Raw genomic sequence first — 22,581 nt, forward strand, 5'->3', positions numbered from 1 at the left:
TTCCGCCGCATCGCAATTATCCGATCCTCATGGTGAGGAGCGCGTCTTCGCGCGTCTCCGGACGATGCTTTCGCATCGCCAGGAGAACCATGAAGCCCCTGGCCCATCCTTCGTGACGCCGCTTCGCGGCTCCTCAGGATGAGGGAGGACCGTCCCGTTCCCTGAACCGGGGCGCGGTTGTTGCCGACCAAGCAGATGTGCTTAATTGTCGGCACGTCAATGGCTTCCGGGATTTGTCATGAGATCCGTGCTTTCAGCAACATTGATGGTCGTGGCCAACATTTTTGTCGTCCCGGGGGCCTCCGCGCAGGCGCAGCTGACGGCGCCCACCACGGCGGGCGCCAAGCCGAAGGTGGTGACGACGGTGCCGATCCGCCCCGCGATGCAAAAGCCGGAGGAGACGGCGAATGCGATGGCGCAGGCGGAACGCCTGGCGCTGCAGTCGGATCTCGCCTGGGTCGGCCAGTATAATGGCGCCATCACCGGCGATGTCAGCGAGCGCATGGTCGCCGCCATCAAGGAATTCCAGAAAGCCCGCGGCGGCAAGCCGACCGGCGTGCTCAATCCGCAGGAGCGGGGCATCCTCGCCGACACCGCCAAACGGCGGCAAGACAGTGTCGGCTGGAAGATCGTCACCGATCCCGGGACCGGCATGCGGCTCGGCATTCCCTCAAAACTGACGCCACAGCAGACCAGCGACGCCAACGGCGCCAAATGGACCTCGTCCACTGGAACGATCCAGATTCAACTGGCGCGGCGCAAGGAAGCCAACCCCACCACCGCAAAACTGGCCGAGCGGGAAAAGAAGGAGCCGGGGCGCAACATCGACTACACCGTGGTCAAGCCGGACTTCTTCGTGCTGTCCGGCCTGCAGGGCCTGAAAAAATTCTATCTGCGCGGGACCTTCAGGGGTGACGAGGTCCGCATCCTCACCATCCTCTACGATCAGGCCACGGAAAATACCGTCGAGCCTGTCGTGATCGCGATGTCGAGCGCCTTCAACGCGTTCCCGACCGGCGCGCAGGTCGCAGGGCCCCCGCCGCGCAAGACGGTGGAATACGGTACCGGAATCGTGGTCAGCGACGACGGCGCGATCGTGACCGACCGTCAGGTCACCGACGAATGCTTGGCGGTCACGATCGGCGGCTACGGCAACGCCGACCGGATCGCCGAGGACAAGGACCATGATCTCGCTTTGCTGCGCATCTACGGCGCGCGCGGGCTGAAGCCGCTCAACCTCACGGGCGGCGCGTCGAAGACGGCGCTCGACCTCACCGGCATATCGGATCCGCAGAACCAGGGTGGCGGCGCGGCCGTCAGCAGCGTCAAGGCGACGGTGGCCCAGATCGGCGGCGGCAGCGACGTGGCGCTGTCGCCGCCACCGGCGCTCGGCTTTTCCGGCGCGGCGGCGGTCGATGCCGACGGCAAGTTCGCCGGCATCGCCCTGTTGAAGCCGGTGCTGGTTGCGGGTCCGGCGAATGCCACGCCTGCCCAGGCGACGCTGGTGCCGGCCGACACCGTGCGCGATTTCCTCAAAGCCAATGGCGTCAATGCATCGGGCGGATCGTCGGATGCAAAAGCGTCGGTGGTCCGCGTGATCTGCGTGAGGAAGTAGATCACTAGTGGTCATCATCCGCGAAAGCGGATGATCCAGTATCCCAGAGACCTGTGAAATAGCCGAGAAGGCGCGGCGTACTGGATACCCGCTTTCGCGGGTATGACGTCCGTTAATCCTGCCGCGCATCGCTCCTCACGCCAGCCCGAACCGCACGCCCGCGCGCGCGAGCCCGCCGGCCATGCCGATCGGCGTACCATCCGCGCGCCAGCAGGCCGCGCCCGACATTAGGCCGTCGTCGTGAAACTGGATCGCGTTCATGCCGCCGGCGACCGTCGGCACCGCCAGCACCTTGTGGCCCATCGACGCGAGTTGGGATCGAACATTGTCCGGCACCGCCAGTTCGACCTCGAGCGCATTGCCCTCGGTCCAGACCCGCGGTGCCTCGACCGCTTCCTGCAGGCTCATGCCGTGGTCGATCAGATTGACCAGCGCCTGCAGCGCGCTCGGGAAAATCCGTTTTCCGCCGGGCAGGCCGAGCGCGTAAGCGAGCTTGCCGTCGCGCAGCGCCATCATCGGCGACATCGAGGTGGTGACGCGTTTGCCCGGCGCCAGCGACAGCGCATGGCCGGGACGGGGATCATACAAGTTCATGTAATTGTTCGGCACGGTGCCGAGACCGGGAATCATGATCTTGGCGCCGAACAGATTGTTGATGGTCTGCGTGGTCGCGACCACGTTGCCAAACGCATCCGCCGCCGTCATGTGCGTGGTGTGTGCGCCTTCGAGCTGTTGCACGCCGGCGCCCCATTTCTGCGCCCGGGTTGAATCGATCGCGCCGCGGCGCTCGTCGGCATAGGCTTTTGAGGTCAGCCGCTCCACCGGCACGTTGATGAAATCGGGATCGCCGCTGGCGGCGGCGCGGTCGGCAAAGGCGATCTTCAGGACCTCGGCGAGATAGTGAATCGTCTCCGCGGTGCCGAAGCCGAGTTCGGCGATATCGTAGCCTTCCAGAATATTCAGCATCTGCGCGATGTGCACGCCGGATGCGGCGGGTGGCGGCGGCCCCAGGATGACCCAGCCGCGATAATCGGCCCGGACCGGCTGACGCTCGACGGTCTTGTAGCTGGTGAGATCCTCGCGGGCGATGAAACCGCCATTGGTCTTCATGTAGTCGACCAGGATGTCGCCGAGCGGCCCCTGATACAGCGCCGCCTCGCCATGTTGTGCGATATAGGTCAGCGTTTCCGCATATTCCGACTGCATCACGCGCTCGCCGGGCTTGATCGGCATCCCGCCGGGGAGATAGATCGCCGAGATCGCCTTGTCCTTGCGCATCTCGTCGGCGCAGTCGGTGATGCATTCGTGCAAATAGGGCGTCGCGGCATAGCCGCGCGCGGCGTGCTTGATCGCGGGCTGCATCACGTCGGCGAGACTCATGGTCCCGAACCGGTGCAGCGTCTCGCACCAGGCTTTCAGCGAGCCGGGCACGGCGACCGCTTTCGGGCCATTCAGATTTTCGTCGCCGATCGTATCGAACACGTCGTGCGCCGAGCCCGGCTTCGACGTGTAGGTGTCGGGCCGAACCGCTGATGGAACGGTGCTCTGGCCATCGATGAAGCGATGGCTGCCATCGGCAAGCCGGATATGCGCCATGCCGCCGCCGATGATGCCGACCATCATCGGCTCAACCACGGTCAGCGTAAACAACGTCGCGATCGCAGCATCGATGGCGTTGCCGCCGGCGGCGAGCATTTCGGCGCCTGCTGCCGAGGCCAGCGGATGATTGCTGACCACCATGCCGCGGCTCGAGGACGCCGGCTGTTTCTGACAGTGGAACTTGGTGCCCGCGCGATCCCGCCAGTTACTGATCATGTTTGTCTCTCGCTCCACGGTCTATGAAAGTAATACAGCTGAACTACGCCAGTATTCTCCCGGAATAGCCATAATTTTCATAATCCGGCATCATTGCACCGTACTGGGCCCGTGAGGGCCTAACCGAACATTCCCGCAGCATCACCGCGAGGAGCAACCTGTCCGACGTAGCTCAACGAGCGAAGGCGGACGCACGAAGCAATCCAGCCGCGAGCCGCGCTGGATTGCGGAGCCTGTCATCGGGCGGCGCTTTGCGCCGACCCGGTGGCTCGCGATGGCGCATCCGTAGCACTACCTGACGACAATCACTTCTGACATTTCGGGCACCAGAAGGTCGAGCGCCCGTTCTGGGTGAAACGCCGTACGATGCCGCTGCAACCTGCGGTCTGGCATTTTTCGCCTTCGCGGTCATAGACTTGAAACGAGTGCTGGAAATAGCCGAGCTCGCCCGAGGTCTGGCGGTGATCGCTGATCGATGAGCCGCCGGCCTTGATCGCCTGGTTCAGCACCGAATGAATCGAATTTACCAGATGCCTGGCGTGATCGGTCGGCTCGGCCTTTTTGGTAGCCAGCGTCGCCGCCAGCCGGCGTGGCGACAAATGCGCGCGATAGAGCGCCTCGCAGACATAGATGTTGCCGAGCCCTGCGACCACGCGCTGATCGAGCAGTGCGGCCTTGAGGCTGGTCTTCTTGTTGGCGCAGGAACGCGCCAGCATCGCCGCATCGAATTCGTTGCCGAGCGGTTCGGGGCCGAGACCCTTCAACAATGGCTCGTCCTCCAGCGCGTTGCGGGCAATGATCTTCATGTAGCCGAAGCGGCGCGGGTCGTTGAACACGATCGCAGCGCCCGATGACATGTGAAACACGACGTGATCATGCGTGCGGGTTTCGCTGCGCGGATGGTGGAATTGCCCCGGCGTCGTGTTGCCGTCAGCTTTTTGGACGCGAAACGAGCCGGACATGCCCAGATGCATCAGCAGCACATCGCCCGAGGTCAGATCCGCCATCAGATATTTGGCGCGGCGGCCGAGGCCGGTCACGATCTGGCCCTCCAGCCGCGCGACAAAGTCTTTTTGGAACGGAAACCGCAGATCCTTGCGCCGGGCCTCCGCTTTGACGATTTTGGCCCCCTCCATGGCGGGCTGCAGGCCGCGGCGGACGGTCTCAACTTCGGGTAATTCGGGCATGCAGGCATTCACCTTATGAAGGTGACGTGATAGCGCCATTGCGGCGGGCGCGCTATGGTCCGCCAGCGCCCCCTTTCCGAAGTTCGTAAACCCTCGCAGCACCTCCTGTACGAACTTCGGAAAGTCAGGGGGCACCAGTAAATAGAGATCCTGGTGCCGCTGATCGATTTGAAGTTTCTGATCGAAGTTGCAGCAAATTCTGCAGAAACTTCAAATCGGCGGCACCAGTGGAGATGAGTTGATGGATCGGCCGGATCAAACCACGCATTTTGGCTTCAGGGACGTGCCCTTGGGGGACAAACAGACGCTGGTGAACGATGTATTTCACAGCGTGGCGTCCCGCTACGATTTGATGAACGATTTGATGTCGATGGGCCTGCACCGGGTCTGGAAGGACATCATGATCAACACCCTCAATCCGCCGAAGAGCGATGCGCCGTTTGCGCTACTCGACGTTGCCGGCGGCACCGGCGATATCGCGTTCCGCGCCGCCAAGGCGGCCGGCCGGGGTTTTCGCGCCACCGTCTGTGACATCAACAGCGACATGCTCGCGGTCGGACGTACCCGCGCCGCGGCCCGTCATCTCGATGAGCAGGTGTCGTTCGTCGAGGGCAATGCCGAGGCGCTGGCGTTTGCCGATCGCACGTTCGACGCCTATACGATCGCGTTCGGCATCCGCAACGTGCCGCAGATCGACCTGGCGCTGCGCGAGGCCTATCGCGTGCTGCGGCCCGGCAGCCGCTTCCTGTGCCTGGAATTCTCCACCGTCGATGTCCCCGGGCTTGACCGGATCTACGACCTGTTTTCGTTCAAGATAATCCCGCCGCTCGGCCGCGCCGTCACCGGCGACGCCGAATCCTATCAATATCTCGTCGAATCGATCAGGAAATTTCCACGGCCCAGTGCCTTTGCCGAGATGATCCGCGCCGCCGGCTTTTCGCGGGTGAAGTGGGAGAGCCTCTCGGGCGGTATCGTGGCGTTGCATTCGGGCTGGCGTTTGTGATCTCTGCGACGACCCACATCGCGCGGCTGGTCCGCGCCGGTTATGTGTTCGCGCGCGAGGGCGTGTTCGGCGTCGTCGATCCGAGCCTGGTGCCGCCGCCCGGGCAGTTGGCGTTGCGTCTGGCGCGATTGATCGAGCGGCCCGGCACCAAGTCCGGTCAGCGGCTGTCGCGGGCGCTGACGCGGCTGGGCCCCGCTTATCTCAAGCTCGGGCAGTTTCTGGCGACCCGGCCCGACGTGGTCGGCGTCATGATGGCGCGCGACCTGGAAAGCCTGCAGGACCGGCTGCCGCCGTTCTCGCAAGGCGAGGCCGAATCCGTCATTGCCCAATCGCTGGAACGGCCTGTGGCGCAGGCCTTTGCGAGCCTGGGGCCGGCGGTCGCCGCCGCCTCGATCGCGCAAGTGCATCGCGGCGAGACCGAGCGCGACGGGGTCCGCAAATCGGTCGCGGTCAAGGTGCTCCGGCCCAACGTCGCCGCGCGCTTCCGCCGCGACCTCGGCGATTTCTTCTTTGTTGCGTACAATGCCGAGTCCCATTCGGCCGAAGCGCGCCGGCTGCGGCTGGTCGAGGTCATCAACACGATGTCGCGCTCGGTCGCGATGGAGATGGATCTGCGGCTGGAGGCGGCCGCATTGTCCGAGATGGCGGAGAACACGCGCGACGATCCGGATTTTCGTGTGCCGACCGTCGACTGGGACCGCACCACCCACAACGTGCTGACGATGGAGTGGATTGACGGCATCGCGCTGAACGATCACGCCCGCCTCGCGCAGTCGAACATCGATCTGCCCGATCTCGGCCGCAAGGTGATCCAGAGCTTTCTGCGCCATGCGTTGCGCGACGGCTTCTTCCATGCCGACATGCATCCCGGCAATCTGTTCCTCGACGATACCGGCCGGCTGGTGGCGGTCGATTTCGGCATCATGGGCCGGCTTGGCCTGAAGGAACGGCGCTTCCTCGCCGAAATCCTGCTGGGCTTCATCACCCGCGACTATCGCCGCGTTGCCGAGGTGCATTTCGAGGCGGGCTACGTGCCCGGTCATCACTCGGTGGAGAATTTCGCGCAGGCGATCCGCGCCATCGGCGAGCCGATTCACAACCGCACCGCCGAGGAAATCTCGATGGCGAAGCTGTTGACGCTTCTGCTCGAGGTCACCGGCCTGTTCGACATGCAGACCCGCCCCGAACTGATCCTGCTGCAAAAGACCATGGTGGTGGTCGAAGGGGTCGCGCGCGGCTTCGACCCAAAACTCGACATCTGGAAGGTCGCCGATCCCGTGGTGCGGGAATGGATCGAGCGCAACCTCGGACCGATCGGGCGCATCCAGGGCGCGATGTCCGGCGCCGGCGACCTTGGCCGGGTGCTGACAGGCGCGCCGGCGATCGCCGCGCGCTCGGTGGCGGTGCTGGAGCATCTGGAGAAGATGGTCCGCGAAGGCGTTACATTGTCGCCGGAGACGATCGCGGCCATGGGCCGGACCGAGGGCCGCAAGAGCCGCTGGCGCACCATCGCGCTCTGGATCATCGCGGCGACCTTTATCGGAATTTTGATCGCCGTCCGGCAACTTTGATTGCATTGCCTGCACCTTGTGCTAGCATTGCAATCACACCTACTTTCTGGAGGCCGCCATGGCGAGCCTGACCATCCGCAAGCTCGACGAAGGCATCAAGACCTACTTACGGCTTCGCTCCGCCAAGAACGGCCGCTCGGTCGAGGAAGAGGTCCGGGTCATCCTGCGCGAATATCTGGAGGGTAGTCCGGTGCAGGCCGGCGCCGCGCTGGCTCCCGCCGAGGCTGCTTCGCCAGCTATCCGGCGCGCCAGCGAGACCGGCCAGGCCCGCGTCACGCTGATGATCGGCGGCGGCATCGCCGCCTACAAGGCGCTGGACCTGATCCGGCGGCTCAAGGAGCGGCATATCGAGGTCCGCTGCGTGCTGACCAAGGCCGCGCAGCAATTCGTCACGCCGCTGGCGGCCAGCGCGCTGTCGCATGAGCGGGTCTATACCGATTTGTTCGATGCCGAGAGCGAGTTCGATGCCGGTCATATCCGCCTCGCGCGGGACTGCGACCTGATCGTGGTGGCGCCGGCGACCGCGGATCTGATGGCGAAGATGGCGCAGGGCCACGCCGACGACCTCGCCAGCGCCGTCCTGCTGGCGGCCAATAAGCCGATCCTGCTGGCGCCGGCGATGAACCCGCTGATGTGGAATAATCCCGCCACCCGCCGCAACGTGATGCAGCTGCGGCGCGACGGTGTCGCCACCGTCGGCCCCAATGCCGGCGAGATGGCCGAAGCCGGCGAAGTCGGCGTCGGGCGGATGGCGGAGCCAACGGAAATCGCGGCTGCCGCCGAACACATTTTGCGCCCGCCGCACCCGCGCCCGCTGGCCGGCAAGCGCGTGCTGATCACGGCAGGCCCGACGCGCGAGCCGATCGATCCCGTGCGCTACATCGCCAACCGCTCTTCCGGCAAGCAGGGTTATGCGATTGCCGCGGCGGCGCAGGCCGCCGGCGCCGATGTCATCCTGATCTCGGGCCCGGTCGAACTGCGCGATCCGCCCGGCGTTACGGTCATGCGCGTCGAGTCGGCGCGCGACATGCTGCATCGGGTGGAAGCCGCGCTCCCTGCGGATATCGCGATCTTCGCCGCCGCGGTCGCCGACTGGCGGGTCGCCGATGAACGCGAGCAGAAACTGAAAAAGACTTCCGCCGGCATGCCGCCGCTACAGCTGATCGAAAATCCCGACATTTTGGCGACGATTTCGAAGTTGCAGGACAAGCGTCCGCCGCTGGTGATCGGGTTCGCGGCGGAGACCGAGCACCTGATCGACAACGCCAAGGCAAAAATCGCGCGCAAGGGCTGCGACTGGATCGTTGCCAATGATGTCTCGCCCGCGGCCGGCGTGATGGGTGGCGACCGCAACACCGTCCACCTGCTCACGCGCGAGGGAGCGGATGCCGACAACATCAGCGTTGATTCCTGGCCTGTCATGACCAAGGAACAAGTCGCGACCGAATTGGTGGCGCGGATTGCTAAGACCGTGGAGAAAGCTTCGTGAGTGCAACGATCAAGGTCGACATCAGGCAATTGCCGCACGGCGAGGGCATGGCGCTGCCAGCCTATCAGAGCGCGGACGCCGCAGGCCTCGACCTGCTGGCGGCCGTGCCCGCAGAGACGCCCCTGATCCTGCCGCCGGGGAAATACGCGATGGTGCCGACCGGGCTGACGATCGCGCTGCCGCCGGGCTATGAGGCGCAGGTGCGGCCGCGCTCGGGCCTTGCCGCCAAGCATGGCGTCACCGTTTTGAATTCGCCGGGCACCGTGGACGCGGATTATCGCGGCGAGATCAACGTGCTGTTGATCAACCATGGCCAGGCGCCGTTTCCGATCCGGCGCGGCGAACGCATCGCCCAGATGGTGATCGCGCCGGCCATGCAGGCGCAACTCGTTCCGGTAACTGCGCTTTCGGCAACCGACCGCGGCGGCGGCGGGTTTGGTTCGACCGGACGCTGACGCCCTTCCATCCGGCTTGATCTGACGTTTCGCGGGCAGCCTCCCCGTGCGGCGATCGCGGTAGGCTCACACCAATGCCGTCGAAAACCTCGCGATCTTCGCGCCCATCGTCCTCACCGCGCATGTGCTCGGCATCTCGAACGCGGCAACGAAGGCAGCGGTCGTGGTATACTTCTTCGCGCGCCTGCTGCACTTCGTGATCTGACGGCGGCGCGCACGCATCCTGCGCTGGATCTGACGAAGATGGCCCGCCCTCGCAGGTACACCCTGCTGCACCGGGAGGTTTGCCGGGGCGGGTCACAACCAGGGAGAGCCCACTATGTCGAGTGAACTCATCAACGCCGACTTCGCGCAACGCGTCGTGATCGCGACCGACACGATGCCCTGGGTTCCGTCGCCGCAGGCCGGCGTCGAGCGGCGCATGCTCGATCGTATCGGCGGCGAGGTCGCGCGCGCCACCTCGCTTGTGCGTTACGCGCCCGCCAGCAGCTTTCCCGCCCACGAGCACGCCCGCGGCGAAGAATTTCTGGTCCTCGGCGGCGTATTCTCCGACGAGTATGGCGACTACGGCGAAGGCACCTATGTCCGCAACCCGCCGCGCAGCCGTCACACGCCGCGAACCGCGCCCGGATGCACCATCCTGGTCAAGTTACGGCAGATGTCGCCGACGGAAGCGCAGCGGGTCGTCATCGACACCAAAAACACGACGTGGAGAGCGCGCGATCCAGGCGGCCTTGAGCAACTGCCGCTGCATGCGGCCTCCGACACCGGGGAATGCGTCGTGATCGAGCGGCTGGCGGCCGGCGGGCAGCCGGCCGAGATGGACTGTCCGGGCGGCGAGGAGATATTCATATTGTCCGGCGACCTCCGTGACGAGCACGGGAGCTACCGGGCCGGGACATGGATCAGGAATCCGGCTGGATTCCGGCGCGGTCTTGGATCAAACAACGGAGCGACATATTGGGCAAAGCGAGGTCACCTGCGCCCGATGCCATGACAGGAAGCGATGACGAATTCGGCGCGCGGTGATGAAATTGCAGCTTGCCGCGCGTCGCTGAGTAGAGGATTCGGCTCGACCGGCCGCCAATGCCCGCAAAAAAGCGGATTCATTTTCAAATGATTCGCGCCGAATATCGTTTCACCGAGCATTTTTTCCCCGAGGGATTCACGTTCACGGTCTGGACTCTTACCCGCTGACTCCCGAAGGGGATATTGTTGCTCGATTCGTGCGCGGCGGGGGAGTACGCCGGGCTCAGAGTCGTGCGTTCTGGGGCAAATCATGTCGGGCGTAGTCGCGGCGATGCGTCGAACCCTGCTGTCGTGCACCTCACTGGCGCGCAACGGCCTGATTGTACTCGCCATGGCCTCATCGTCGGCGCCGGAACCTGCCTTTGCCGGCGATTCCCTGCTCTCACGGGTGGTTTCGGCCTGGTTCGACCTCAATCATCAGGAATTCGCTGTGCTGACGACGGCCCTGTCGCTGGTCGGCTTTTCCGTGGTGGCGGCGATCCTGCTGATGCGCACCCGCGTTCGCGCCACCCAGACCGAAGTCCGGTTGCGCTCCGACATCGCCGAACTGCAAGTCCAGGCCGACCGGCTGCGCACGCTGCTGTTCGCCGAACCCCAGGTCCTGATTTCATGGGCCGCGGGTGACAACCGGCCCCAGATCAGCGGCGACACCTCGCTGCTGATCTCGCAGGACGCCCAGCAAAACTCGCCCCAGCGTATCCTGGCCTTTGGAACCTGGCTGCCGCCGGAACCGGCGCTGCAGATGGATCACGCCGTCGATGCGCTGCGCGAGGCCGGCGAAGGCTTTCTGCTCAACCTCTCGACCTCGAACGGCCGCGCGATCGAGGCCATGGGCCGCGCCATCGGCGGCCAGGCCATCATCAGGATTCGCGAACTCGGGGGCTTGCGCCGGGAACTCGCCGAATCGAATCTCCGCTACAGGGCGCTGCAGGAAGAGACCGAACTGCTGCGCGATTTCGCCGCTGCCGCGCCCTGGCCGATCTGGGCCAAGAGCGCCCAGGGCGACCTGCGCTATGCCAACGCCGCCTATGTCCGGGCGACCGAGGGCACCAGCGTCGCGGACGCCATCCACCGCAACCTCGAGCTGCTCGAAAACGACCAGCGCGCCGAGATGAGCCGGGCGCTGAACGACAATACCAGTTTTTCCGCGCGATTCCCGATCGTGGTCGGCGGCGAGCGGCGCATCTACGACATCCGGGCGCTGAAGCTCGGCGGCGGCAGCGCCGGCATCGCGATCGACGCCAGCGAGGCGACCGCGTTGCGCGCCGCGCTGGAGCGGATGGCAGAGGCGCATCGCCGCACCCTCGACCAGCTGTCGTCAGGCGTGGCGGTATTCGACGCGCAGCGGCGGCTCGCCTTCTACAACGAATCCTATCGGCGCCTGTGGGGCCTCGATCAGACGTTTCTCGACTCCAATCCCGACGATTCGAGCGTGCTCGACCGGCTCCGTGCCACGCGCAAGCTGCCGGAACAGCCGGACTTCCGGGCCTGGAAGGCGAAGCTGCACGAGGCCTATCGCGCCGTCGAATCCCAAACCTACACCTGGTTCCTGCCCGACGGCCGCGCCGTCACCGTCGTCACCACGCCGAACCTCGAAGGCGGCGTCACCTATCTGTTCGACAACGTCACGGAAAGCCTCGATCTGGCGCGGCGGCTCGACGGATTGGCCCGCACCCAGCGTGAGACGCTCGACAATCTCAACGAAGCCGTCGCGGTGTTCGGCAGCAATGGCCGCGTGCAATTGTTCAATCCGGCTTTCTGCAAGATGTGGAAGCTGTCGCCCGAGGCGTTGCGCGAACAGCCGCATATCGAGACCGTGGAAAGCTGGTGCAAGCCGCTGTTCGACAACGCGCTGACCTGGCGGACCCTGCGCGAGGCGATCACCGCGATCGAAAGCCGCGCCCAGGTGGCGCTGAAGCTGGAACGCAAGGACGGCAGTGTGCTCGACTGCACGACCATGCCGCTGCCCGACGGCGCCACCATGCTGACCTTCCAGGACATCTCGGACACCGAGAATGTCGAGCGCGCGCTGCGCGAGCGCAACGAAGCGCTCGAGGCCGCCGACCAGATGAAAGTGGATTTCGTCCACCACGTGTCCTACGAGCTGCGCGCGCCGCTCACCACCATCATCGGCTTCGCGCATTTCCTGAGCGACCCCTCCACCGGCCCGCTGACGCCCAAGCAGGCCGAGTATCTCGACTACGTCACCAAATCGACCAACGCGCTGCTCGCACTCACCAACAACATCCTCGACCTCGCCACCATCGATGCCGGCGCGATGAAGCTCGAACTCGGCCCGGTCAATATCGCAAAAGCCATCGAGGCCGCCGCCGAAGGCATTCAGGACCGGCTCGCGACCGATCGCATCGCGCTCAAGGTCGACATCGATCCCGAGATCGGCGAATTCACCGGCGACGAACGCCGCGTGGTGCAGGTGCTTTATAATCTGCTGGCCAACGCCGTCGGCTTCTCGCCGCATGATGCCGCCGTCACCATCAGCGCCAGGCGCGCCGATCACCGCGTCATTTTCACCGTGACCGATTCCGGCCCCGGCATCCCGGCGGACGTGAAAGACAAGGTGTTCGACTGGTTCGAGAGCCATACCGACGGCTCGCGGCACCGCGGCGCCGGCCTCGGCCTGTCGCTGGTGCGCTCCTTTGTCGAACTGCACGGCGGCAAGGTGCGGGTCGATTCGGCGGTCGGCAAAGGCACGTCGGTGACGTGCGACTTTCCGATCGACCAGAACGCGCACCGCAACGCCGCCGAATGACCGAGCCCGCGACATTCTCGGTTGCGCTGGCGAACGAGACGGCGACTGCGCATTTGATGGCCGACCTCGCCTTGCTGGTCGGCGCCGGCGACGTCATCACGCTCTCGGGCGATCTCGGCGCCGGCAAGACCGCGGCGGCGCGCGCGATGATCCGCTATCTCGCCGACGACGATGCGCTGGAGGTTCCAAGCCCGACCTTCACGCTGGCGCAAAGCTACGATCTCGCGCCGTTTCCGCTGATTCATGCCGATCTCTACCGCATCAACGATGCCAGCGAACTGGAAGAGATCGGGCTGTCGCCGCTGCCCGAGGGCACGCTGGCGCTGATCGAATGGCCGGAGCGCGCCCAGGGCGCGCTTCCCGACGACCGCATCGACATCGCGTTCAGCCACCGTCCGGCGTTCGGATCTTCCGCGCGCGCCGCTGAAATCACCGGCCATGGCAAGGCAGCCGCGCAGGTTGCACGGCTGAGCGCGCTGCGCATGTTTCTCGACGGCGCCGGTCATATGGACGCGAAGCGCCAGCGCATGCCCGGCGACGCCTCGACCCGCTCCTATGCACGGCTGCTCGGCGACGATGGCACAGAGATCCTGATGAATTCGCCGCGGCGCCCGGATGGACCGGCGATCTATCGCGGCAAATCCTACAGCGCGGCGGTTCATCTCGCCGAAGACGTCAAGCCGTTCGTCGCGATCGCGGGCGGCCTGCGCGAGCGCGGCTTCTCGGCACCTGCGATCCGGCACGCCGACCTCGATCAGGGCTTTCTGATCACCGAGGATTTCGGCAGCGACGGCATCGTCGAAGGCGATCCGCCGCGGCCGATCGCGGAGCGTTACGAGGCCGCGACCGACATGTTGGCGGCGCTGCATCGCGAGCGATTGCCCGACATCCTGCTGCTGACGCCGCAAGAAACCTACCACATCCCGGTCTTCGACATCGACGCGTGGCTGGTCGAGGTCGGGCTGATGCTCGAGTGGTACATGCCCGATCGCGGCACCGAGCCGACCCCGGAATTGCGCGCCGAATTCGTCGCGATGTGGCGCCAGCTGCTGGAAAGGCCCGCGGCGGCGGCGAGGACCTGGGTGATGCGGGACTTCCATTCGCCCAACATCATCTGGCTCGGCGAGCGGGGCGGAATATTGCGGGTTGGAGTCATCGACTTCCAGGACACCGTGCTGGGACCTGCCGCCTACGACCTGGTATCGCTGCTGCAGGACGCGCGGATCGACGTCCCCGAGCAACTCGAACTCGCGCTGTTGACCCGCTACATCAAGGCGCGGCGGATGGCCGACGAGCACTTCGATCCAGCCCACTTTGCCGAGCTTTACGCCATCATGTCGGCGCAGCGGAACACCCGCCTGCTCGGCACCTTCGCACGGCTCAACCGGCGCGACGGCAAGCCGCACTATCTGCGTCACCAGCCCCGGATCTGGACCTATTTGAACCGGTCGCTGGCTCACCCGGCCCTATCGGGCTTTCGCGCATGGTACGCCGCCAACGTCCCCCCGCCTGTTCCCTGATTTACCACTTGTTAGCCAGCCTGCCTTTAATCTGGAGCAGGCTGTGGTCCCCGTGCGGACGCGGCTTCCTTGGAAGCAGGAAAACACAACCATGGCGGCTGCGGAACGGCGCAAGGGTGAGCGCGTCACATTTGAGCGCGGTTTCACGGCGCACATGATGGGCATCGACGGCACCTGGCGGCGCGACTGCGTGATGGAAGACGTCTCCGAGACCGGCGCCAAGCTCACGGTCGAGGGCTCCATCGAGGGTCTGCACCTCAAGGAATTCTTCCTGCTGCTGTCATCCACCGGCCTCGCCTACCGCCGCTGCGAGCTGGCCTGGGTCAATGGCGACCAGATCGGCGTCAATTTCCTGAAACAGGGCGACAAGAAGAAGAAGGCGGGCAAGCGCGGTGCGGAGCAGACCACGGAAGCCTGAATTTTGTATCGCTGCCGCCGTCGTACGGCCGTCATGTCCGATGACTATGGCCTCACAGTCGCTGGTTCAGCCGAATCACCGTGATATGATCCACCGCGCACAGAATTAAACGGTTCGAGAAATCCCTCAGATGTTAGTCACGCCTGCCAAAGCCATGATCCTCGCCGCCGGTCTCGGCGTGCGCATGCGCCCCTTGACCGACCATATGCCGAAACCGCTGATACCCGTCGCGGGCCAGCCGCTGCTCGACCATGTGCTGGACAAGCTCGCCGCCGCCGCCGTCACCGAAGCCGTGGTCAACGTGCATTATCTGCCCGACCAGATCATCGAACACGTCGCCGCCCGCGCCCGGCCGCGCGTCATCATCTCCGATGAGCGCGACCTGGTGCTCGGCACCGGCGGTGCTGTGGTGAAGGCGCTGCCTTTGCTCGGTCCCGCCCCGTTCTTCCATCTCAATGCCGACACCATGTGGATCGACGGCGTGCGGCCCAATCTGGCGCGGCTCGCCGAAGCCTTCGATCCCGAACGCATGGATATCCTGTTGCTGATGGCACCGACGACCAGCAGCATCGGCTATGCCGGCCGCGGCGACTACGCGATGCTGGCGGATGGCGCGCTGCGCAAGCGCAAAGAGCATCAGGTGGTGCCGTTCGTCTATGCGGGCATTGCGATCATGTCGCCGTCGCTGTTTGCGGATGCGCCCGAAGGCGAATTTTCGCTGACGAAAATGTTCGACCGCGCCAACGAGCAGGAACGGCTGTTCGGCCTGCGGCTGGACGGCGTGTGGATGCACGTCGGAACCCCGGACGCGATAGAGGCCGCGGAAGAGGCGTTTCTGGAAAGCGTGGCGTAAGGGGGCCCTGTCATTGCCGGGCTTGACCCGGCAATCCATCGCTCTTTCAAAAACTCTCTTTTGATGGATGCGCGGGTCAAGCCCGCGCATGACGAATTAAAGATCGCCGCCCAAAACGTGCCCATGCCATGATACAGCCCGATCCCGAATCAGGAAGCCCATGCGCGTTTTCAGCGTTCCAGTCTCCGTGCCGTTCTTGCGCACCGTCATCGCCGCTTTGGTCGATGGCGGGCTGGTCGACGGATTCGAGGCGCGCAGCACCCCCGCAAAGCTGGCGCAGGCAACGCTGTATCTGCCGACGCGGCGCGCCGGCCGGCTGGCGCGTGAAATTTTTCTCGACGTGCTCGACGTCGACGCGGCGATATTGCCGCGTATCGTCGCCCTCGGCGATATCGACGAGGACGAACTGGCTTTTGCGGAAGGCTCCGAACAATACGGCGGCACTGCGCCGCTGGAGATCCCGCCCCGGCTCGGCGAGCTCGAGCGCCGGCTGACGCTCGCGACACTGGTCGCGGCATGGGCCAAGGGTCCGGTGCTGGCGCCGCTCGTGGTCGGCGGCCCGGCATCGACGCTGGCTTTGGCGGGCGATCTGGCGCGGCTGATGGACGACATGGTCACGCGCGGCGTCGCGTGGGACGCGCTCGACAAACTGGTGCCCGACCAGTTCGACAAATATTGGCAGCACTCGCTGGATTTCCTTCGCATCGCCCACAAGGCGTGGCCGAATCATTTGAAGGAAATCGGCAGGATCGAACCGGCGGCGCGGCGCGACCGGTTGATCGAGGCGGAAGCCGCGCGGCTAACGGCGCATCACGATGGTCCGGTGATCGCGGCGGGTTCGACCGGTTCGATGCCGGCCACCGCAAAATTCCTGCATGCGGTAGCCCTCCTCAAGCAAGGCGCGGTGGTGCTGCCGGGGCTCGATCCCGATCTCGACGATGACGCCTGGCAAACCATCGGCGGCATCCGGGACGCGCAAGGCAAATTCACCACGCCGCCGGCCTCGAACCATCCGCAATACGCCATGCAGGGACTGCTGGACCGGTTCGGGATCAAACGCGGCGACGTCGAAATCTTAGGGACGCCGGCGCCGCGGGGACGCGAGGTGCTGGTGTCCGAGACGATGCGGCCGTCCACCGCGACCGAGCAATGGCACGAACGGCTGGAACAGCCGGAGATATCCGCGAAGATTTCAGGCGGCATGACCAATCTTGCCGTCGTCGAGGCGCCCAACCCCGAGATGGAGGCACTTGCGATTGCGGTGGCCATGCGCGAGGCACGGCATCTGAACAAATCGGCAGCGCTGGTGACGCCGGATCGCGCGCTGGCACGACGGGTGATGGCAGCGCTGACCCGCTGGAATCTCGCATTCGACGATTCCGGCGGCGACGCGCTGATGGACACGGCGGCCGGCAATTTTGCGCGGCTGGCCGCCGAGGCCGCGGCGAAGGGACTGGAGCCGCCGACGCTGCTGGCGCTGCTGAAGCATCCGCTGTTCCGGCTCGGGGCTGCGCATGGCGCGTTCCGGCGCGCCATCGAAGTGCTGGAAATGGCGATCTTGCGCGGCACGCGGCCGCAATCGGGAAGCGGCGGCCTCGCGCGCGACTTCGATCGCTTCCGCACCGAACTTCGAAAGCTCAGGAGCGGCGAAACCTCCTCGCTTCATGCGGCCGAACAGCGCGCAAAATTGCGGGATGAAGAGCTCGATCAGGCCCAGGCGCTGATCTCGGCCTTGCAGAAGGCGCTTTTGCCGCTCGAAAGCCTTGGCTCATCGAAACCTCATGACTTCGCCGAACTGGCGCAACGCCATCGCGACGCACTGACGGCGCTGTCATCCGATCAAAACCGGGTCGCGCTGGTGTTCGAGGAAAGTCAGGGATCGGCGCTGGCCGCAGCGTTCGACGATTTGCTCGGCCATGGGCGGCCGAGCGGACTGATGGTCCAGCTTGGCGATTATCCCGACGTATTCCAGACCGCGTTTGCCGATCGCATGGTGCGGCGGCCGGAATCGGCAAGCGCGCATCTGCATATCTATGGCCAGCTCGAAGCGCGATTGACGGAATCCGACCGCGTCATTCTCGGCGGACTGGTCGAGGGTGTGTGGCCGCCTTCGCCGCGGATCGATCCCTGGCTGAGCCGGCCGATGCGGCACGAACTCGGGCTCGATCTGCCGGAGCGGCGCATCGGCCTCTCCGCGCACGATTTTGCGCAATTGCTCGGCCATGACGAGGTGATCCTGACCCATTCAGCAAAGGTCGGCGGCGCACCGGCGGTGGCCTCGCGCTTTCTGCACCGGCTGGAAGCGGTCGCAGGCGAAGATCGCTGGGAGACCGCCAGGCGCGCGGGCGAAAACTATGCTCGCTTCGCCGCCGAACTGGACCGGCCCGACAAGGTCGAACCGATCCAGCAGCCCGCGCCAAAACCGCCACTCGCGACACGGCCGCTGAAACTGTCGGTCACGGCGATCGAGGACTGGCTGCGCGATCCCTATACGATCTACGCCAAATGTATTTTGCGGCTCGACCCGCTCGATCCCGTCGACATGCCGCTGTCGGCGGCGGATCGCGGCTCGGCGATCCATGAGGCGCTCGGCGAATTCACCGATACCTTCGCGAACGCGCTGCCGGACGATCCCGTGCGGGCGCTGCGCGGCATCGGCGAGAAATACTTTGCGCCGCTAATGGAGCGGCCGGAGGCGCGCGCGCTGTGGTGGCCGCGCTTTCAACGCATCGCGGCATGGTTTGCGGATTGGGAAATCGCGCGGCGCGGCAATATCGATGCGATCAAGGCCGAGATCCGGGGCGAGATCGGAATCCCCCTCGACAATGAGCGCATTTTCATCCTCTCGGCACGCGCCGACCGGATCGAGCGCCGCCATGACGGCAGCTTTGCGATTCTCGATTACAAGACCGGACAGCCGCCGACCGGCAAGCAGGTCCGCATGGGCCTGTCGCCACAGCTGACGCTGGAGGCGGCGATCTTGCGCGAAGGCGGTTTTAAGGACATTCCGGCGGATTCTTCGGTCGGCGAACTCGTCTATGTCCGGCTCAGCGGCAACAATCCGCCGGGCGAGCAGCGATCGCTGGAGCTGAAGATCAAGCAAAACGATGCGCCGCAGCCGCCCGATGAAGCGGCGGACTATGCGCGGCTGGAACTCGAAAAGCTGATCCGCAAATTCGAGGACGAGGAACAGGCGTATAATTCGTTGAGCCTGTCGATGTGGTCGAACCGCTACGGCTCCTACGACGACCTCGCCCGCATCAAGGAATGGTCGGCGGCCGGCGGCCTGGGGATCGAGGAATGGTGAAGGCACCCCGCACCATTCCCGATGCCGTCCGCGCGACGCAGGCGCGCGCGTCCGATCCGGCGGCTTCCGCGTTCGTCTCGGCCAATGCCGGTTCGGGCAAGACCCATGTGCTGGTGCAACGGGTGATCCGGCTGCTGCTTCAAGGCGTGCCGCCGGAAAAGATTCTCTGCATCACCTTCACCAAGGCCGCCGCCGCCAACATGGCCGAGCGGGTGTTTTCCACGCTCGGCCATTGGGTCGCGCTTGGCGACGAGGCGCTTGATGCCGCGATCCGCGAGGCGGGCATCCCGCACACCAATGCAAAGCTGCGGAAAGCCGCGCGAAAGCTATTTGCCTGCGCGCTGGAGACGCCGGGCGGGCTGAAGGTGCAGACCATCCACGCCCTGTGCACCCGCCTGCTGCAGCAATTTCCGTTCGAGGCCAATGTGCCGGCGCGGTTCGCGGTGCTCGACGACCGCGACCAGAACGAGATGATGGAGCGCGCCAATCTGTCCGTGCTGCTCGAGGCGTCCCGCAATCCCGACAGCGCCACGGGCCGCGCGCTCACCATGGCGATGGCCAGCGCCGCCGACGTCACCTTCAAGGATGTGGTGCGCGAGGCCTGCCTCAGCCGCGATCATTTCATGGCCTGGACCGATGCCGCCGGCAGCGCGCACGCCGCAGCGGCGCAAATGTCGGCCGCGCTCGGCGTTGCCGCCGGCGACCGCATCGAAGACGTCGAGCGCGAGATTTTGGATGGACCGAATCTGCCGCGATCGCGCTGGGAGCAGACGGCGCTTGTTCTCGATACCGGTAATAAGTCCGATCAGGACCAGGCAGGCCGGCTGCGCGCAGCGGCAATCTTTACCGGCAGCGCGCAAGTGGACGAATATCTCGGCGTGTTCCTCACCGACGCGCGCGAGCCCCGCAAATCGGTGGTGACGAAAAAGTTCGTCGACAACAATCCTGCAATTGGCCGTCTGTTCGAAGCCGAAATCAGTCGCCTCGATCCCTTGATCGAGAAACGCCGCGCGGTAATCACGCGCGACCGTACCGAGGCGCTGCTGCATATCGCGACCGCGGCGGCGGCGAACTACCGGCGCGAGAAGCAGGAACGCGGCCTGCTCGATTATGACGATTTGATCGACAAGACCCTCGAGATGCTGGACCGCGTTTCTTCCGGCTGGGTGCATTACAAGCTCGATCGCGGCGTCGATCATGTGCTGATCGACGAGGCGCAGGACACCAGCCCTCGGCAATGGGACATCGTCGCGCACATCATCTCCGAATTCACCTCGGGCGCCGGCGCGCGCGACGGTGTGGTGCGAACAGTCTTCGCGGTCGGCGACGAGAAGCAGTCGATCTTCTCGTTTCAGGGCGCCGCCCCGCGCGAATTCGACCTGCGCCGCCGCGGCCTGCAGAAGAAGTTCACCGACGCCGGACTGAAATTCGACCCGGTATCGTTCACCTATTCGTTCCGGTCGGGACCGACGATCCTGCAATCGGTCGACCACGTGTTTCGCGACGAGGCGATCTACCGCAGCATTCATGCGGTCGAGAACGGATACCCGATCCACCATTCGCTCGCCGACGCCGGTCCCGGCCTGATCGACCTCTGGGAATTGGCGGAAGCCGACGGCAAGCAGGATATCGAGGGTTGGCGCGCGCCGTTCGACGGCGTCTCGGTGACCAGCCCGGAAGTGAAACTGGCAAAGCGCATCCAGGCCGAGATCAAATCGCTGGTGGAAGGCGGCTCCATGACCGGCAGCACCGGCGGCCGCCGCCGGCTGCGCTATGGCGACGTGCTGGTGCTGGTGCGGCGGCGCGGCAATGCGTTCGACGCGGTGATCCAGGCCTTGAAGCACGCCGGTATCCCGGTCGCAGGCGCCGACCGGCTCAAGCTGACCGAACACATCGCGATCATCGACCTGATGAACCTCGCCGACGCGCTGCTGCTGCCGCAGGACGATCTGGCGCTGGCGGTGGCGCTCAAGAGCCCGCTGTTCGGCCTCACCGACGACGATCTGTTCCAACTGGCCTGGCAGCGCAAAATGCCATTGCGCGAGGCATTGACCGCGCATGCCGCGACGGACGGCAAGTTCCGGGATGCGTTGACGCGTCTGCAGCACTGCGAGCGCCATTGCCTGAGCGAAGCCCCGTTCGCGTTCTACGCCTGGCTGCTCGGTGGCGACGGCGGCCGCACGCGCATCCTCAAGCGGCTGGGACATGAAGCCAACGACGCGCTCGACGAATTTTTGGAGCTGGCGCTGAATTATGAGCGCAAGGCGCCGGCCTCGCTGCAGCGCTTCATGGCCTGGCTGCGCGCGGCCGACACCGAGGTGAAGCGCGACATGGAGATCTCGCGCGACGAAGTCCGCGTCATGACCGTGCACGGCGCCAAGGGCCTGGAAGCCTCCGTCGTGTTCCTGGTCGACACCACGACGTCGCCTTCGGACACCCAGCGGCTGAAACTGATCAACCTGCCGCAAGGCAATGCCGGGCCGCATGCGCCCGGTGTCGTGGTCTGGGCCGGCCGGAAGGCTGACGATCCCTTAAGTGTCGCCGCCGCGCGCATCGCGATGCTGGCCGACACCGAAGATGAATACCGCCGCCTGCTTTATGTCGCGATGACGCGCGCCGCCGACCGGCTGGTCGTTGGCGGCTGCCTGCCCGGCAACATGAATAGCGTGCGCAAATCCTCCTGGTACGACCTGATCACCAAAGGCCTCGCCAATTCCGGACTGCAGCTTGCGGAGCTGCAAACACCTCATGGCGTGGTGAGGCGCTATGCGCGGGCCGAGGAGGCCGAGATCTCCAATGGCACAGTCGCGGCTTCGGCAGCGGCCGCGCCGATCGACCTGCCATCCTGGCTGCGGACGCCGGCGCCCTCGGAGACGGCCGCCGGGGGCCTGTTGCGCCCTTCCGATCCCGGCGATGGCGACGGCCATCAGGTCCGGACCGGCGAATCGATCACGCTGCGCGCCCGCGCCCTGCAGCGCGGCACGCTGGTGCACCGGATGCTGCAATCGCTGCCCGATATCGCCACCGACCGCCGCCGCGAGGCCGCTTTGGCCTATCTCGCCCGCAATGCCGACGGCTGGAGCGCGGACGAGCAGAACGCGCTGGCGGAAGCGGCGCTGGCCCTGATTGCGGATGCCCGCTTTGCGCCGGTATTTGCGACGGGCAGCCGCGCGGAAGTGTCAATCGTCGGGCGGCTGGAGCGGCCGGGACAGCCAAAAGCGCTGGTTTCCGGACAGATCGACCGGCTCGTGGTGACGCCGTCAGAGGTCCTGATCGTCGACTACAAGACCAACCATGCCCCGCCGAGCCTCCCGGAAAAGGCACCCCAAGGCTATGTCCGGCAGCTTGCGCTCTACCGGGCGGTGCTACGAAAACTTTATCCCCAGAAGCCGGTCCGGGCCGCGCTGCTTTGGACCGAAACCCCTGAATTAATGGAGATTTCTACCCCTGCGCTGGACGCGCAACTGGCAACCCTTATCCAAAGGGATGACCGTGCTTGACCCGGCAGGATCGCGTTCATAGGTTTGAGCCCATCATGTCAGGCGCGAT

The 22,581-nt window shown here is 65.2% G+C and carries 13 protein-coding genes and 2 pseudogenes; 13 read left to right on the top strand and 2 right to left on the bottom strand.

The window, feature by feature from the left end:
• The first annotated feature begins 238 nt into the window (after positions 1-238).
• Positions 239-1,615 carry a serine protease gene (locus tag V1289_RS19955; RefSeq protein ID WP_334398475.1) on the top strand — a complete coding sequence of 459 codons (1,377 nt, stop codon included), beginning with the start codon at positions 239-241 and terminating at the stop codon, positions 1,613-1,615.
• A 135-nt stretch (positions 1,616-1,750) separates the two neighbouring features.
• On the opposite strand, the gene ggt is transcribed toward V1289_RS19955, so the two are convergent.
• Both ggt and mutM read right to left on the bottom strand, forming a co-directional pair.
• Complete coding sequence (ggt, locus tag V1289_RS19960) at positions 1,751-3,430, bottom strand: gamma-glutamyltransferase (RefSeq protein WP_334398476.1); 1,680 nt, start codon at positions 3,428-3,430, stop codon at positions 1,751-1,753.
• Between the two features lie 305 nt (positions 3,431-3,735).
• Complete coding sequence (gene mutM / locus V1289_RS19965) at positions 3,736-4,617, bottom strand: bifunctional DNA-formamidopyrimidine glycosylase/DNA-(apurinic or apyrimidinic site) lyase (RefSeq protein WP_334398477.1); 882 nt, start codon at positions 4,615-4,617, stop codon at positions 3,736-3,738.
• A 241-nt stretch (positions 4,618-4,858) separates the two neighbouring features.
• Between mutM and ubiE the strand changes: the two genes are divergently transcribed.
• The 12 genes and pseudogenes from ubiE (at position 4,859) to addA (ending at position 22,554) form a co-directional block, all read left to right on the top strand.
• Complete coding sequence (gene ubiE, locus V1289_RS19970) at positions 4,859-5,620, top strand: bifunctional demethylmenaquinone methyltransferase/2-methoxy-6-polyprenyl-1,4-benzoquinol methylase UbiE (RefSeq protein ID WP_309180796.1); 762 nt, start codon at positions 4,859-4,861, stop codon at positions 5,618-5,620.
• A complete protein-coding gene (gene ubiB / locus V1289_RS19975; RefSeq protein ID WP_334398478.1) occupies positions 5,617-7,191 on the top strand; it encodes a 2-polyprenylphenol 6-hydroxylase in 1,575 nt (524 codons plus the stop codon). The genes ubiE and ubiB overlap by 4 nt, the downstream gene beginning before the upstream one ends.
• A 58-nt stretch (positions 7,192-7,249) precedes the next feature.
• A complete protein-coding gene (coaBC, locus tag V1289_RS19980) occupies positions 7,250-8,680 on the top strand; it encodes a bifunctional phosphopantothenoylcysteine decarboxylase/phosphopantothenate--cysteine ligase CoaBC (RefSeq protein ID WP_334398479.1) in 1,431 nt (476 codons plus the stop codon).
• Positions 8,677-9,135, top strand: a complete 459-nt coding sequence (gene dut, locus V1289_RS19985; protein ID WP_334398480.1) for a dUTP diphosphatase — start codon at positions 8,677-8,679, stop codon at positions 9,133-9,135. Before coaBC ends, dut begins: the two co-directional genes overlap by 4 nt.
• Positions 9,136-9,211: 76 nt before the next feature.
• Positions 9,212-9,340: pseudogene (locus tag V1289_RS49770) on the top strand (MAPEG family protein); the annotation flags it as partial.
• Between the two features lie 114 nt (positions 9,341-9,454).
• Entirely contained in the window at positions 9,455-10,132 is a 678-nt protein-coding gene (locus tag V1289_RS19990; protein ID WP_334398481.1) for a cupin domain-containing protein, read from the top strand.
• A 282-nt stretch (positions 10,133-10,414) separates the two neighbouring features.
• Positions 10,415-12,934 carry a PAS domain-containing sensor histidine kinase gene (locus V1289_RS19995; RefSeq protein ID WP_334398482.1) on the top strand — a complete coding sequence of 840 codons (2,520 nt, stop codon included), beginning with the start codon at positions 10,415-10,417 and terminating at the stop codon, positions 12,932-12,934.
• A complete protein-coding gene (gene tsaE, locus V1289_RS20000; protein WP_334398483.1) occupies positions 12,931-14,454 on the top strand; it encodes a tRNA (adenosine(37)-N6)-threonylcarbamoyltransferase complex ATPase subunit type 1 TsaE in 1,524 nt (507 codons plus the stop codon). The genes V1289_RS19995 and tsaE overlap by 4 nt, the downstream gene beginning before the upstream one ends.
• A gap of 91 nt (positions 14,455-14,545) precedes the next feature.
• The gene (locus tag V1289_RS20005; RefSeq protein WP_334398484.1) at positions 14,546-14,872 is read left to right on the top strand and encodes a PilZ domain-containing protein; all 327 of its coding nucleotides are present in this window, start codon (positions 14,546-14,548) and stop codon (positions 14,870-14,872) included.
• A 130-nt stretch (positions 14,873-15,002) separates the two neighbouring features.
• A complete protein-coding gene (locus tag V1289_RS20010) occupies positions 15,003-15,725 on the top strand; it encodes a nucleotidyltransferase family protein (protein ID WP_334398485.1) in 723 nt (240 codons plus the stop codon).
• Between the two features lie 160 nt (positions 15,726-15,885).
• Positions 15,886-19,032, top strand: coding sequence for a double-strand break repair protein AddB (addB, locus tag V1289_RS20015; protein ID WP_334398486.1), 3,147 nt, complete (start codon positions 15,886-15,888; stop codon positions 19,030-19,032).
• A pseudogene (gene addA / locus V1289_RS20020) lies at positions 19,026-22,554 on the top strand (double-strand break repair helicase AddA). The gene addB and the pseudogene addA overlap by 7 nt, the downstream one beginning before the upstream one ends.
• Positions 22,555-22,581 lie beyond the last annotated feature (27 nt).

It is taken from the genome of Bradyrhizobium sp. AZCC 2289 (assembly GCF_036924615.1).
Classification (GTDB): domain Bacteria; phylum Pseudomonadota; class Alphaproteobacteria; order Rhizobiales; family Xanthobacteraceae; genus Bradyrhizobium.

Coding starts and splice junctions, on each gene's coding strand:
- V1289_RS19955 (WP_334398475.1), top strand. CDS start 239: ATGAGATCCGTGCTTTCAGCAACATTGATGGTCGTGGCCAACATTTTT.
- ggt (WP_334398476.1), bottom strand. CDS start 3,430: ATGATCAGTAACTGGCGGGATCGCGCGGGCACCAAGTTCCACTGTCAG.
- mutM (WP_334398477.1), bottom strand. CDS start 4,617: ATGCCCGAATTACCCGAAGTTGAGACCGTCCGCCGCGGCCTGCAGCCC.
- ubiE (WP_309180796.1), top strand. CDS start 4,859: ATGGATCGGCCGGATCAAACCACGCATTTTGGCTTCAGGGACGTGCCC.
- coaBC (WP_334398479.1), top strand. CDS start 7,250: ATGGCGAGCCTGACCATCCGCAAGCTCGACGAAGGCATCAAGACCTAC.
- V1289_RS19990 (WP_334398481.1), top strand. CDS start 9,455: ATGTCGAGTGAACTCATCAACGCCGACTTCGCGCAACGCGTCGTGATC.
- V1289_RS19995 (WP_334398482.1), top strand. CDS start 10,415: ATGTCGGGCGTAGTCGCGGCGATGCGTCGAACCCTGCTGTCGTGCACC.
- tsaE (WP_334398483.1), top strand. CDS start 12,931: ATGACCGAGCCCGCGACATTCTCGGTTGCGCTGGCGAACGAGACGGCG.
- V1289_RS20005 (WP_334398484.1), top strand. CDS start 14,546: ATGGCGGCTGCGGAACGGCGCAAGGGTGAGCGCGTCACATTTGAGCGC.
- V1289_RS20010 (WP_334398485.1), top strand. CDS start 15,003: ATGTTAGTCACGCCTGCCAAAGCCATGATCCTCGCCGCCGGTCTCGGC.
- addB (WP_334398486.1), top strand. CDS start 15,886: ATGCGCGTTTTCAGCGTTCCAGTCTCCGTGCCGTTCTTGCGCACCGTC.